Origin of the sequence: Methyloceanibacter sp. wino2 (assembly GCF_003071365.1) — a bacterium.
Lineage (GTDB): Bacteria > Pseudomonadota > Alphaproteobacteria > Rhizobiales > Methyloligellaceae > Methyloceanibacter.
Genome location: NZ_CP028960.1, coordinates 2,571,199 through 2,583,109, shown reverse-complemented (window position 1 = coordinate 2,583,109; position 11,911 = coordinate 2,571,199). Strand labels below are relative to the sequence as shown.

Sequence of the window (11,911 nt, the reverse complement as noted above, 5' to 3'; positions counted from 1 at the left end):
ACGGCGCCTCCTGCCTCTACGAATATAATAGAGACAGCCCCTCACGCGAGGCCGGCGTCACGCCGCGCTCGGTGATGAAGCCCGTGACGAGCCGCGCCGGTGTGACATCGAAGGCGTAGTTGGCGGCGGCCGATCCTGGCGGAGCGATCGCGACAGTCGCGACCTGACCGTCGGGCAATTGCCCGGTCATGTGGGTGACCTCGCTGGCATCGCGCTGCTCGATGGGAATCTCGCGTCCGTCGTCGAGCGTCCAGTCGATCGTCGAGTGCGGCAGGGCGACGAAGAACTGAACCCCGTTGTCCTTGGCGGCGAGTGCCTTCAGGTAAGTTCCGATCTTGTTGGCCACGTCGCCATTGGCCGTGGTGCGGTCCGTGCCCACGATGCACAGATCCACGAGACCCGCCTGCATCAGGTGGCCGCCGGTGTTGTCGGCGACGATCGTGTGCGGCACGCCATGCGCGCCCAGCTCGAACGCCGTCAGGGACGCGCCTTGATTGCGCGGCCGGGTCTCGTCCACCCAGACATGGACGGAAATCCCCTTGTCGAACGCTTGGTAGATCGGCGCGAGCGCCGTTCCCCAATCCACGGTGGCGAGCCAGCCGGCGTTGCAATGGGTGAGGATGTTGACCGTCTTGCCCTTCTTCCGCTCGGCGTGCGCCTCGATCAGCCCCATCCCATGCTCGCCGATCTTACGGCAGGTCTCGACGTCCTGATCGCAGATCTCCGCCGCCCGCGCGAACGCACCGGCAACGCGGGCACCTTCGGGCAATGGCTGAAGCTCTGCCACCATTTCATCGAGCGCCCAGCGCAGATTGACGGCCGTCGGCCTCGTGGCGGCCAGCACGTCGCAGGCCTTCGCAAGGCCCGCATCGGAGGCATCCTCCCGCATGGCCAGCGCCACACCATAGGCTGCCGTCGCACCGATCAGCGGCGCGCCCCGCACCTGCATGCTGGAGATGGCGTGGGCAGCCTCCTCGAGCGTGCGCAGCGTGACGATCTCGAGCGCGAAAGGAAGTTTGGTCTGGTCGATGATCTCCGCGGAGATGCCATCGCTCCCGAGCCAGATGGTGCGATACGGTTTGCCTTCGATATTCATGGAACCGCCTTAGCACACCTGCCGAGGTCCGTAGAGCCCCAAGTGGTCCTTGGCCCCGGTCGTCCGTAGCGTTAGTCGCCCTCGAACGCCATCAGCGTGTGGCATGGCACGCCGAGTTCGGTGAGACGTGCACTGCCGCCGAGATCCGGCAGATCGATGACGAACGCGGCGCCAACGACTTCGGCCTTGAGCTGACGCAGCAGCTCCACGGCCGCGACGGCCGTTCCGCCCGTGGCGATCAGGTCATCCACCAGCAGCACCGGTTCGCCGGGGCTCAGCGCGTCTTCATGGATCTCGATGACATCGACACCGTATTCGAGTTCGTATTCCTGACCGATCGCCTTGGCCGGCAGCTTGCCCTTCTTACGGATGGGCACGAAGCCGCAATGCATACGGTCCGCCGCGGCCCCGCCCAGAATGAACCCGCGTGCCTCGATGCCCGCAACGGACTCGACCCGCTGATCCTGGAACGGCGCCACCAACTGTTCGACGGAGGCCCGGAAACCGGACGGATGACCGAACAGCGTGGTCACGTCGCGAAACATGATGCCGGGCTTCGGGTAATCCGGGATCGTCCGCACAAGGGACTTGATGTCGATTTCGGTGGTCATCGGGCAACGGTCTCCAATTCAGGAAGGCCAACGGTCGGGAAAGCCAACAGGCAGGCGAAACGCCTTGATAGCGGAAGGTGCACCGGCTGACTAGAACGAGCCTGGCCAGGACAGGGGCATCTAGCCGTTCAGCACGCGCCCCGCGACGGCATCGAGCTTCTTCAGCAGCTCGGGGTCGCGCGCTTCAGGCGCCGTGATGATGGCGGTGTCGAGCGCACGGTCGGAGCCGGCGGGACAAGACTCGTGCTCGCGCGGGAAGTCGCGGGCGAGCCGACCCACGAGGCGCGCGGCCTTCTCCGCATTGGCCGTGAGCACGCGGATGATGTCCTGCACCGTCACCGCGTCGTGGTCCGGATGCCAGCAATCGAAATCGGTGACCATGGCCACGGTCGCGTAGCAGAGCTCCGCCTCGCGGGCGAGCTTCGCCTCAGGCAGATTGGTCATGCCGACTACAGAATACCCCAGCCCCTTGTAGGTGAGGCTCTCGGCCAGCGTGGAGAACTGGGGACCCTCCATGCACACATAGGTGCCGTCGCGCACGAACGGGATGGACTCGGCCTCCGCCGCCTCCGCGATGCGCATGCGTAAGCGCGGTGAGGTGGGATGGGCCATGGACACATGGGCGACGCAGCCCGTGCCGAAGAACGATGTGGCGCGGTTGTGGGTGCGGTCCACGAACTGGTCGACGATGACGAACGTGCCCGGCGGCAGATCCTCCTTGTAGGAGCCGCAGGCCGACAGCGAAATGAGGTCGGTGACCCCTGCCCGCTTCATGACGTCGATATTCGCACGATAGTTGATGTCGGTGGGCGACAGGCGATGCCCCTTGTCGTGGCGCGGCAGGAAGACGATCGGCAGCCCGGCGATATCGCCGAACCGAAGCGCGCCCGACGGATCGCCCCAAGGGCTCTCGATGCGCTCCTCACGCACGTTCTCAAGTCCCGGCAGGTCATAGAGACCCGACCCGCCGATAATGCCGAGCACTGCTTTTGTCATACGTTCCTCTCGGTGAATGAAGATGCGGCGGCGTCTTGCCCTGCCCCTTGCCCTGCCCTAGGTCCGGCCAAACTCAGTCGCCTACATGCATGTAGACCAAGGCCCAGACATGGCTGCCACGGTTGTCTTCTCCGACTGTTTCGCCCTCTTGGCGCGTGTTCATGAGCCAGAGCGGCCCCTGGCTGTTCAGGCCGAGGGGCTTCCCGTCGGCCTCGAGCGCGAGAATATAGTCCGATCCGTCTATGTCCTCAGGCAAGAGATAGCCGCTGTAGCCGTCCGTCGCCACGAAACGTGTCTTGACCTTGGCCGCCTCGATCGCGACCAGCACGTCCTGCAGAAACGGTCCCTTGAAGACCGCCTCGCTCCCAAGCTCCGGGGTGACGGCCGTGACCGTCCCTTGCGGCAGGGCGAGCAGCATCTCCCGGTCGAAGGCATACGCGTTCTTGAAATCGACCTTCAGCTTGGCGAGCGCGCTGTCTCGGTTCTTATCGAACCCCCCGCGATTGGTCTTGCCCACCAGTCCGCCGACGGTGAGCAGCACCATGCCGTCGGGCGCGGGCTCACCATCTTCTTGAGCGACGGCCGCGAAGCTGACGAGCGCGATCCAGATAAAGACGAGCGCTCGCAGCATCGATCGCGTCCTACGTATCGGTCTTGGCTGCGTGCTGGGCCGCGTGGTCGCGTCTGTGGATCGGAGCCCAGACCGCCCTCTTTGCGAGGAACATGATCACCGCGAAGACGATCAGGAAGATCATGATCCGCGCGCCGGTCTTGTAGCGCTGCTCCAGCGTGGGCTCCGCCGCCCACATCAGGAAAGCGGACACGTCCTTCGCGTAGTTTTTGACGGTGGGCTCGGTGCCGTCCGTGTACTCCACGACGCCGTCCGACAGCGGCTTCGGCATGGCGATCTGATGTCCGGGGAAGGCAGCGTTGTAGTGCATGCCCTTGGACATCTTCATGTCGTGCGGCGCCTCTTCGTAGCCGGTCATCAGCGCATAGAGATAGTCCGGGCCGCCCGGACGCGCCTTGGCCATCACGGAGAGGTCCGGCGGATAGGCCCCGCCATTGGCGTTGCGAGCGGCCTGCTCGTTGGCGTACGGCGCCTTGAAGCGGTCGGACGGCTTGGCCGGACGCAGGAACATCTCGCCCTTGTCGTTGGGGCCATCCGAAATCTGGGCCTGGGCCGCGAGCGCCTTGACCGCCGCTTCCGAGAACTGAGGACCGCCCGGCTGCCCGAGATTGCGGTAGGAGAGGAGGTCCATCGAGTGGCAGTTCGCGCAGACGAACTGGTAGACCTTGTAGCCGCGCTGCAGCTGCGCGCGGTCGAAGTGACCGAAGGGCGGCCCGAATGACCACTCCTGCGCTTCGATCGCCGTGCCATGGCCGTCATCCGCGGCATGGGTGATGCCGGGAAGCGCGATGGCGAGAGCCGCAACGGCGGCAAACAGTTTCATGACGTTCCGCATCACGCAGTCCCCCCGCTGGCGCTCGTATCCTTCTTTCCGAGCACCGACTCGGTGATGCTGCCCGGCAGCCTCTTCGGTTTCTCGATCAGTCCCACGACGGGCATGATGATCAGGAAGAAGGCGAAGTAGTAGAAGGTGCAGATGCGCCCCCAAAGAAGCTTCCAGCCTTCCGGTGCCTGGGAGCCGAAATAACCCAGCGCCAGGCAGCAGATCACGAACAGCCAGAAGAACCACTTGAAGATGGGCCGGTAGCTGACGGAGCGGATACGCGACGTATCGAGCCACGGAATGAAGAACAGCACCACGATGGCGCCGATCAGACCCATGACGCCGAGCAGCTTGTCGGGAATGGCCCGCAGGATCGCGTAGAACGGCAGGAAGTACCATTCGGGCACGATGTGCGGCGGCGTCTGCAGCGGGTTGGCCGGGATGTAGTTGTCCGTGTGGCCGAGATAGTTCGGCGCGTAGAACAGGAACACGCCGAACAGAAGGCAGAACAGCACGACTGCGAAGCCATCCTTGATGGTGAAATAAGGATGGAAAGGCAGCGTGTCGGACTTCGTCTTGACGTCCACGCCCGTGGGATTGTTGCTGCCCGGAATATGCAGCGCCCAAATGTGCAGAACCACGACGCCCGCGATGATGAACGGGAACAGATAGTGGAGCGCGAAGAGCCGGTTCAGCGTGGGCTCGCCCACCGAGAACCCGCCCCAGATCCACTGCACCAGCGTCGTGCCGAGCCCCGGGATCAGGGTGTCGAGCGAGGTGAACAGGTTGGTGATCACCGTCACCGCCCAGAAGCTCATCTGGCCCCAGACCAGCGAGTAGCCCATGAAGGCCGTCGCGATCATCAGGAACAGGATCAGCACGCCGAGCATCCACAGGATCTCGCGCGGCGCCTTGTAGGACCCGTAATAGAGCCCGCGGAACGTATGGACGAAGGCCGCGAAGAAGAACATGGAGGCGCCGACGGCGTGGGTGTAGCGCAGCAGCCAGCCCCAGTTCACGTCGCGCATGATTTTCTCGACGGACTCGAAGGCACCGTCCGTGGTCGGCACATAATGCATGGCGAGCACGATGCCCGTCACGATCTGCACCGCCAGCATGAAGCTCAGGATCGCGCCGAACGTCCACCAGTAGTTGACGTTGCGCGGCATCGGGAAGACCCCGAACTGGTCGTACATCATCCGCGGAACGGGCAGACGCGTGTCGAGCCAGCGCTCAATGCCGGTCGAGGGCTTGTAAGTCGATTCGTGCGCCATGATCCGCCCTATCCGATCTTGATTTTGGTGTCAGAGGTGAAGGCGTAAGGCGGGATATACATGTTCTCCGGCGCCGGACCTTTGCGAATACGGCCCGCCGTGTCGTACTGCGAACCATGGCAGGGGCAGTACCAGCCGCCATACTCGCCCTTGTACGAGCCGACCGACTGGCCCTGCGGGATGCAGCCGAGATGGGTGCAGATGCCGATCATGACGAGCCAGGGCTCTTTGTCGGTCGCGGCCCGGTTCGTGTCGGTCGCGAGCGCCGTGTCCGCCAGATTGGCGTTGCGCGCCAGCTGATCGGGCAAGTCGCTCAGCTTCACGTCCTTGGCCGCCTCGACTTCCTCGGCCGTGCGATGGCGGATGAAGATCGGCTTGCCGCGCCACATGACCGTGATGGCCTGGCCTTCTTCGACAGGCGCAAGGTCCACGTCGATCGAGGCAAGCGACAGGGTCGAGGCATCGGGGTTCATCTGATCGAGCAAGGGCCACAATACGGCCGCGCCGCCAATGGCCGCAAAGGCCCCGGCGCCGATCAGGATCACGTCGCGCCGGGACGGATCGTCGTCATCTACAAAGGAAGGATCGGTGGAACTGTCTGAATTGGCCATGAAGCCAAACGCTCCTAATTTGATGGAGCCGAAGAGAGCAAAAGCCCAGCCTCTCGGCTCTCTTAGTTAAGGCACGGTGCGTGCCGAAACTCTGTTGTTGCCCAACAAAAGGGCACCCAGCGTGCCGCGGATTTGTTATTGCCCAGCCGCGCGCTGCGGTGCAACGCGATTCATGGCGGTTTTCTGTCATTGCGGTGGGATGTTGTCCAGCAGACACAGTGGTCAAATTGGCGCAGGTAATTACTGATGAAGATCAAGGGGGCGCCAATGGTGGCAACGACATGATGCATCCATGTGACGGATACGAGCCGGTAAGGTAGATGGATCATGCAAGAAGAAAACGTCATCGAACGGGAAGTCATGGACGCGCAAGGATCGGAAAACCCTAAGTCGAAGAACAACTTCGAAGCCAATAAGGACCGGGCGAGCCGCTGGTTCGAGGAGCTGCGCGACCGCATGCTGGCTGCGCTCGAAGCCGTCGAGGATGCCGCCGAAGGGGCACCCGGCTGCGAGGGCAAGCAAGCCGGCCGCTTCACCCGCACCCCGTGGGACCGCGAGGAAGGCGGCGGCGGGGTCATGTCCCTGATGTCGGGCCGCGTGTTCGAGAAGGTCGGCTGCCACACATCCACCGTCTACGGAGAGTTCCCGAAGGAGTTCGCGGGCCAGATCCCAGGTGCGGCCGAGGACCCCCGCTTCTGGGCGAGCGGCATGTCCTTCATTGCCCATCCGACCAACCCCAGCGCCCCCACGGGCCACATGAACACCCGCATGGTGGTCACCTCGAAGGGCTGGTTCGGCGGCGGCGGCGACCTCACCCCCGTGCTCAACCGGCGGCGCGTCCAGGAGGACGCTGACTCGCAGGATTTCCACGCGGCCATGAAGGCCTCTTGCGAGGGCCAGCCGTCGGCTGACTATCCGCGCTTCAAGGACTGGTGCGACGAGTATTTCTACCTCAAGCACCGGAAGGAGCCGCGCGGCATCGGCGGCATTTTCTACGACTATCTGGATACGGGCGACTGGGAGGCGGACTTCGCCTTCACTCAGGAAGTCGGCAAGGCCTTCGTCGGCATTTATCCGGAGCTGGTGGCCCGCAATATCGGTACGCCCTGGACCGAGGAAGACCGCACCGAGCAGCTTATCCGGCGCGGACGCTATGTGGAGTACAACCTGCTCTACGACCGGGGCACGATCTTCGGCCTGAAGACCGGCGGCAATGTGGACGCGATCCTGTCCTCCATGCCACCCCTGGTCATGTGGCCTTAGCGGCGCCCTACCCCCGGATACCGGCGTACATCAGCGGGGTGTTGTCGGCGAACTGGCTGGCGGTCTGGGCGTCGGCGAGGATGCCGGCGGCGATCGCGAGGGCTGCGAGAGCGACAAACGCCAGCGCGAAACCTGCGATCTTCTTCCCCGTGATGTTCCCCGCGATCTTCCCCATGACCTGTTCCCTTCCTTGGCACCGGCGCGCGTCCTTCCCGCGCGTCGTAGGAACAGGTTTAGTGAGGGGCGGCTGAACCCAATCTGAGAGGGCCGTTCATCTGCCGTACAGGTTTTGGTTAACGCCCCGGAAACCCTTTGCCCGCAAGGGTCAGCGGCCTGGGAGCGGCTCAAAAACGCTTGCCAAAAGTGCCAGAATGCCGCATGTTTAGGGGCACCGGGCGCCCGCTGTTGGGCGTGGACGAAGACGACGGTAAGCGACGAACGTAGCCAAGAGCACGACCCTTTCCTGACATCTGAAGACGCCATGGGCTTCTTCCTTGGGGGACTCCTTAGAGAACGCCTCAAGCGAAGGGGTCATGTGGCCCGTTATTTTAAAACTAGCGAACGGGAAAGGACTCCCCCGAAATGTCTCGTGTCAATGGCACCGTCAAATTCTTCAACCACACTCGCGGCTTCGGCTTCATCGAGCCGGAAGACGGCGGCAAGGACGTGTTCGTTCATGCTTCCGCTGTGGAGCGCGCTGGCATGCCGCCCCTGAACGAAGGCGACAAAGTCTCCTTCGAGATCGAGGACGACCGCCGCGGCCGCGGCAAGCAGGCAGCGAACATCCAGGCTGCGCAATAGCGCCTAGGACTGCCCAACTGTATATCGCCGCGCGCTTCCAAGAAGCGCCAGCAGGCTTTAGAGAACCGCCGGCCCCACACGGGGTCCGGCGGTTTTTTCATGATCGCAGGGGAACTTAGCCGACGCGCCAACGTTCAGGACAGGTTCATGTGGCCGCCCCTAGAGTGCCATGAACGGGGGGCAGATTGCCCCACGGATCTGGGGGGTCTTTCAACCTTCACGGCGCCCGGAGGCAACGGCGCCACATCCGAGGAACAGACATGATGGGTCGGAAATCGTATTTTGCATTTGTCGCTGCGCTCGTCGCAGTCTTCGCTCTCGTGGCGGCGGCTCCGGCGGAAGCCGGACGCGGCCATGGCAAGGGCAAGGGCTGGCGGGGCGGCCCGGGCGGTCCCTACGTCCAGAACAACTATTACGGCCGCCGTGGCGGCGGCAGCAATATCAATGCGCTCGGCGCCGGTCTTGTCGGCCTTGCCGCCGGCGCGGTGATCGGCAGCGCGCTTACCCCCAAGGAGGTCTACGTGACCCCGCCGGCGCGGCCCGTGGGCTACCGTCCGGAGCCCTGGACGCAGGATTGGTATGCCTACTGCTCGTCCCGCTACCGGAGCTTCAACCCGCGGTCGGGAACCTTTGTCGGCTACGACGGCTACGAGCATTTCTGCCGCTAGACCCGTCGATTGAACCGATGTCGTTCAATGCAGCACAGCCCGCCGGTCCACAGCCGGCGGGCTGTTGCATGCACGCCACATAGGTTTCATGCGGGTTTACACGCGGCACGGCACGCGGCCGCCGGCATCGCACTAACCGGCTGATTTCCGCTGCTGGCTGCTTTTCATCAATGCTTAATTACACCGACATTCATTGCGTCTTGAACGCGATGCCGACACAGCCCAAAATTGCGAGCGTTTTCGAACGCGTTTAGCGTGGCTTGCCATATTTTGTTGCCAGCCGCCGTGTTTTGTTGTCTTGACGCAAAGTCGTAGCGCAACGCCGCGACTACCGTCTTGACGGTGTTAGAAAAAATCGAAGCTCAAGAATCCGAGGACTGTTGCAGCCCATGTCCGTTTCCGTTGTCGCCGAACCCGCGATCACTGAAATCTCCCGCGACCAGCCAAACGCCCCAGCAGACCGAGAAGCCCTGAAGAAGATCCGGCCCTATCAGGGCATGGTGGCTTGGCCGACCGTGTTCCTGGCGATCGGCATCGTGACGTCTTTCGTGACCGTGTGCACGCTGGGAACGCTCGGGATCATCCCCCTCTGGCTCGGACTGATCCTCAACAGCCTCATTCTCTACGCGGATCAGACGCCGCTGCACGAGGCCTGCCACGGCAATATCGCCGGCAAGCACTCTCGCTATCTATGGCTGAACCATCTCGTCGGCTATGTGTGCGGCACGATCCTGCTGCACGAATACAAAGCCTTCCGCTACATGCATCTGGCGCATCACCGGGAGACCAACGACCCGGAGCTCGATCCAGACCATTGGGTCGCGGTGAACAACCCGTTCCTGCTTGTTTGGCGTTGTCTGACGATCGTGTTCGTCTACCACAACTATTTCTGGCGCCACATCGCCTTTCATCCGCATGTCCCGGGCATGCGCAGTCTCTCGATCCAGATCGCCCTGATGAACGGCCTCTACTACGCGGTCATCATCGGGCTCTGCGTGATCGGCTATTGGCGCGAAGTTCTGATGCTGTGGGTCCTGCCGCACATTTTCGCGTCGGCGCTCATCATCTACTTCTTCGCCTATCTGCCCCACAAGCCGCACAAGGTGCGCGAACGCTATCGCGACACGAACGTCTTCTGGGTGCACGGCAAGATCATCGAGCCGGTCGTGGACTGGCTCTACCTGTTCCAGAACTTCCACCTGATCCACCACCTGTTCCCGCGCATCCCCTTCTACAAATACAAGGATGCGTTCGCGGATCTGCGGCCGGTCCTGGAGAAGGAACACGCCCACATCTACGAATACGATTTCGGCCCGCACCGCGAAGCCGCAACCGAAGCGCGCTAGCGGCGCACATGCCTCATCGCGAATATGAAAATAGCCGGGCCTCAAGCCCGGCTATTTTTTTTGCCGTAACGAGACTGGGCTCAGTCGGGATCAGGCGATCTTGCGCGCGACGATGAAGGGCACGGAGACATCGGTCACGAAGTGCCGCGTCTCGAGGATCTCGAACCCGTGCGCCTCTATCTGCTCCCTGAGTTCCGCCTCGCGTTGGAATCGGACATAGGGAGCCTTTCCCAGAGCCTGCAGGATCGGAAGGGCGATCTTCATCAGCCGCCACTTCAGCGGCGCCTTGGGGCCGAGACCGCAAAAGGTCTTGGAGATGAATAGGCCACCGGGCTTCAGCACGGATGCGATCCGTTTCAAGTCCTCGTCGAGCGTCGGCAGCAGGTGCAAGAGGTTGAAGCCGAGAACCGCGTCGAACGGCGTGTTCTTGTCGGCGATCTCACCGACGGCCGCGGTCTTGAAGGCGACATTGCGCGCGCCCTTTTCGAAGGCCTTCTCGCTCGCAATGCGGATCATGCCGCTGGAGAAATCGCTGCCCACATATTCGCGGACGTTGTCGCACAGACGCAGCGCGGTGGTACCGGTGCCGCACCCCACTTCCAAGACACGCTGACCCTCGTCCAGGTAATACCGCGTGCGGTCGAGTGTGGCGTCATAGGCCGCCTCGTTCGCGATCGGCTGCTTGGCATATTTCTCCGCTTGGGCGTCCCAAAACTGTGCTGCGTGAACCATGAATGGGCTCCTTTCGTGGATGTAGAGTGCCATGCATATTTAAAATGTGAATTGTCAAAATTCGCAGTTTGTGTATGCAAATTTGCATGAACTGGCAGGCCATCTCCTTCGACTGGAATCAGGTCCGAGCCTTTCTCGCGACGGCCGAGGAAGGCTCGTTTTCGGGCGCGGCCCGGGTCCTGGGGCTGACGCAGCCGACACTTGGGCGCCAGGTCGCGGCGCTCGAAGAGGATCTCGGCGTCATGCTGTTCCAGCGGATCGGCCGCACGCTCGAACTGACCCCGTCGGGCCTCGAGCTTCTCGATCATGTCCGGGTCATGGGAGACGCGGCGCACCGCGTATCGTTGGCGGCTTCGGGGCACAGCCAGGCCATCGACGGCGTGGTGCGGGTCACCGCGACGAACATGTACGCCGTGTACTTTCTGCCGCCCGTCATCGAGCGCCTGCACGAACTCGCGCCCAACCTGGAAATCGACATCGTTGCGTCGAACGAGCTGCGCGACTTGAGGCGGCGCGAGGCCGACATTGCGATCCGTCACGTGCGCCCGCATGAGCCGGACCTTGTCGGACGGCTGGTCAACGAGAGCGACGGCAGCCTCTACGCGTCGAAGCGCTATCTCAGCAAGTATGGTCGCCCCCGCTCGCCTGCGGACCTCGAGGGTCACTACTTCATCGGCAGCAACAATCAGCAGGAGATGGTCAACTATCTCGGCCGGTTCGGCATCTCGCCCGCGCGGGAGAACTTCCGGTTCGGCACGGACTGCGCCCTCGTCATGTGGGAGATGGCGCGCCAAGGCTTCGGCATGTGCCTCATGGCCGCCGCCGTCGCCGCCAGGACACCGGGCATGGAACCCGTCTTTCCCGACATGGCGCCCATGAGGTTTCCGACCTGGCTCGTCGCGCACCGGGAACTCTACACAAGCCGCCGCATCCGCCTCGTCTACGACACGCTGGCCGAGTTTCTCTCGAACCAGAGTGAGCATCCCTGAGAGCGCGGAGGCCGTCGCGTTTGGCCCATCGTCGGCGTGGGCACGGCCGACTGGCTGGCTGGGGCTGCTT

14 protein-coding genes are annotated in these 11,911 nt (G+C 63.1%); 5 read left to right on the top strand and 9 right to left on the bottom strand.

What is annotated here, in order from left to right:
* Positions 1 to 16: 16 nt before the first annotated feature.
* The 7 genes from mtnA to petA form a co-directional block, all read right to left on the bottom strand.
* Positions 17 to 1,096, bottom strand: coding sequence for an S-methyl-5-thioribose-1-phosphate isomerase (gene mtnA / locus DCY11_RS12205; RefSeq protein WP_108683112.1), 1,080 nt, complete (start codon positions 1,094 to 1,096; stop codon positions 17 to 19).
* 71 nt (positions 1,097 to 1,167) lie between these two features.
* Complete coding sequence (locus DCY11_RS12200; protein ID WP_108683111.1) at positions 1,168 to 1,707, bottom strand: adenine phosphoribosyltransferase; 540 nt, start codon at positions 1,705 to 1,707, stop codon at positions 1,168 to 1,170.
* 120 nt (positions 1,708 to 1,827) lie between these two features.
* Complete coding sequence (locus DCY11_RS12195; RefSeq protein ID WP_108683110.1) at positions 1,828 to 2,703, bottom strand: S-methyl-5'-thioadenosine phosphorylase; 876 nt, start codon at positions 2,701 to 2,703, stop codon at positions 1,828 to 1,830.
* 73 nt (positions 2,704 to 2,776) lie between these two features.
* Positions 2,777 to 3,334 (bottom strand): hypothetical protein, encoded by a 558-nt coding sequence (locus tag DCY11_RS12190; protein ID WP_108683109.1) that lies wholly within the window; start codon positions 3,332 to 3,334, stop codon positions 2,777 to 2,779.
* 10 nt (positions 3,335 to 3,344) lie between these two features.
* The gene (locus DCY11_RS12185) at positions 3,345 to 4,157 is read right to left on the bottom strand and encodes a cytochrome c1 (RefSeq protein ID WP_245409361.1); all 813 of its coding nucleotides are present in this window, start codon (positions 4,155 to 4,157) and stop codon (positions 3,345 to 3,347) included.
* An 11-nt stretch (positions 4,158 to 4,168) separates the two neighbouring features.
* On the bottom strand, positions 4,169 to 5,431 hold the full coding sequence (locus DCY11_RS12180) for a cytochrome b N-terminal domain-containing protein (protein ID WP_108683108.1): 1,263 nt from the start codon (positions 5,429 to 5,431) through the stop codon (positions 4,169 to 4,171).
* Between the two features lie 8 nt (positions 5,432 to 5,439).
* Positions 5,440 to 6,042: a ubiquinol-cytochrome c reductase iron-sulfur subunit gene (gene petA, locus DCY11_RS12175; protein ID WP_108683107.1), complete on the bottom strand. Its 603-nt coding sequence runs from the start codon at positions 6,040 to 6,042 to the stop codon at positions 5,440 to 5,442.
* Positions 6,043 to 6,402: 360 nt separating this feature from the next.
* Between petA and hemF the strand changes: the two genes are divergently transcribed.
* Positions 6,403 to 7,305, top strand: a complete 903-nt coding sequence (gene hemF / locus DCY11_RS12170; protein ID WP_245409522.1) for an oxygen-dependent coproporphyrinogen oxidase — start codon at positions 6,403 to 6,405, stop codon at positions 7,303 to 7,305.
* A 7-nt stretch (positions 7,306 to 7,312) separates the two neighbouring features.
* Here the strand turns inward: hemF and DCY11_RS15600 are convergent, their stop codons facing one another.
* Positions 7,313 to 7,480 carry a hypothetical protein gene (locus tag DCY11_RS15600; protein ID WP_159079993.1) on the bottom strand — a complete coding sequence of 56 codons (168 nt, stop codon included), beginning with the start codon at positions 7,478 to 7,480 and terminating at the stop codon, positions 7,313 to 7,315.
* Positions 7,481 to 7,887: 407 nt separating this feature from the next.
* Here DCY11_RS15600 and DCY11_RS12165 point away from each other — a divergent pair, with 407 nt between their 5' ends.
* From DCY11_RS12165 to DCY11_RS12155, 3 genes are all read left to right on the top strand, one after another.
* The gene (locus DCY11_RS12165) at positions 7,888 to 8,106 is read left to right on the top strand and encodes a cold-shock protein (RefSeq protein ID WP_045368201.1); all 219 of its coding nucleotides are present in this window, start codon (positions 7,888 to 7,890) and stop codon (positions 8,104 to 8,106) included.
* A gap of 260 nt (positions 8,107 to 8,366) precedes the next feature.
* Positions 8,367 to 8,774 carry a BA14K family protein gene (locus DCY11_RS12160; protein ID WP_245409360.1) on the top strand — a complete coding sequence of 136 codons (408 nt, stop codon included), beginning with the start codon at positions 8,367 to 8,369 and terminating at the stop codon, positions 8,772 to 8,774.
* Positions 8,775 to 9,163: 389 nt separating this feature from the next.
* On the top strand, positions 9,164 to 10,120 hold the full coding sequence (locus DCY11_RS12155; protein WP_108683105.1) for a fatty acid desaturase: 957 nt from the start codon (positions 9,164 to 9,166) through the stop codon (positions 10,118 to 10,120).
* A gap of 90 nt (positions 10,121 to 10,210) precedes the next feature.
* Here the strand turns inward: DCY11_RS12155 and DCY11_RS12150 are convergent, their stop codons facing one another.
* On the bottom strand, positions 10,211 to 10,852 hold the full coding sequence (locus DCY11_RS12150) for a class I SAM-dependent methyltransferase (protein ID WP_108683821.1): 642 nt from the start codon (positions 10,850 to 10,852) through the stop codon (positions 10,211 to 10,213).
* Between the two features lie 86 nt (positions 10,853 to 10,938).
* Between DCY11_RS12150 and DCY11_RS12145 the strand changes: the two genes are divergently transcribed.
* Positions 10,939 to 11,841, top strand: a complete 903-nt coding sequence (locus DCY11_RS12145) for a LysR family transcriptional regulator (RefSeq protein ID WP_069443299.1) — start codon at positions 10,939 to 10,941, stop codon at positions 11,839 to 11,841.
* Positions 11,842 to 11,911 lie beyond the last annotated feature (70 nt).

Coding starts and splice junctions, on each gene's coding strand:
- mtnA (WP_108683112.1), bottom strand. CDS start 1,096: ATGAATATCGAAGGCAAACCGTATCGCACCATCTGGCTCGGGAGCGAT.
- DCY11_RS12200 (WP_108683111.1), bottom strand. CDS start 1,707: ATGACCACCGAAATCGACATCAAGTCCCTTGTGCGGACGATCCCGGAT.
- DCY11_RS12195 (WP_108683110.1), bottom strand. CDS start 2,703: ATGACAAAAGCAGTGCTCGGCATTATCGGCGGGTCGGGTCTCTATGAC.
- DCY11_RS12190 (WP_108683109.1), bottom strand. CDS start 3,334: ATGCTGCGAGCGCTCGTCTTTATCTGGATCGCGCTCGTCAGCTTCGCG.
- DCY11_RS12185 (WP_245409361.1), bottom strand. CDS start 4,157: ATGAAACTGTTTGCCGCCGTTGCGGCTCTCGCCATCGCGCTTCCCGGC.
- DCY11_RS12180 (WP_108683108.1), bottom strand. CDS start 5,431: ATGGCGCACGAATCGACTTACAAGCCCTCGACCGGCATTGAGCGCTGG.
- petA (WP_108683107.1), bottom strand. CDS start 6,042: ATGGCCAATTCAGACAGTTCCACCGATCCTTCCTTTGTAGATGACGAC.
- hemF (WP_245409522.1), top strand. CDS start 6,403: ATGGACGCGCAAGGATCGGAAAACCCTAAGTCGAAGAACAACTTCGAA.
- DCY11_RS15600 (WP_159079993.1), bottom strand. CDS start 7,480: ATGGGGAAGATCGCGGGGAACATCACGGGGAAGAAGATCGCAGGTTTC.
- DCY11_RS12165 (WP_045368201.1), top strand. CDS start 7,888: ATGTCTCGTGTCAATGGCACCGTCAAATTCTTCAACCACACTCGCGGC.
- DCY11_RS12160 (WP_245409360.1), top strand. CDS start 8,367: ATGATGGGTCGGAAATCGTATTTTGCATTTGTCGCTGCGCTCGTCGCA.
- DCY11_RS12155 (WP_108683105.1), top strand. CDS start 9,164: ATGTCCGTTTCCGTTGTCGCCGAACCCGCGATCACTGAAATCTCCCGC.
- DCY11_RS12150 (WP_108683821.1), bottom strand. CDS start 10,852: ATGGTTCACGCAGCACAGTTTTGGGACGCCCAAGCGGAGAAATATGCC.
- DCY11_RS12145 (WP_069443299.1), top strand. CDS start 10,939: ATGAACTGGCAGGCCATCTCCTTCGACTGGAATCAGGTCCGAGCCTTT.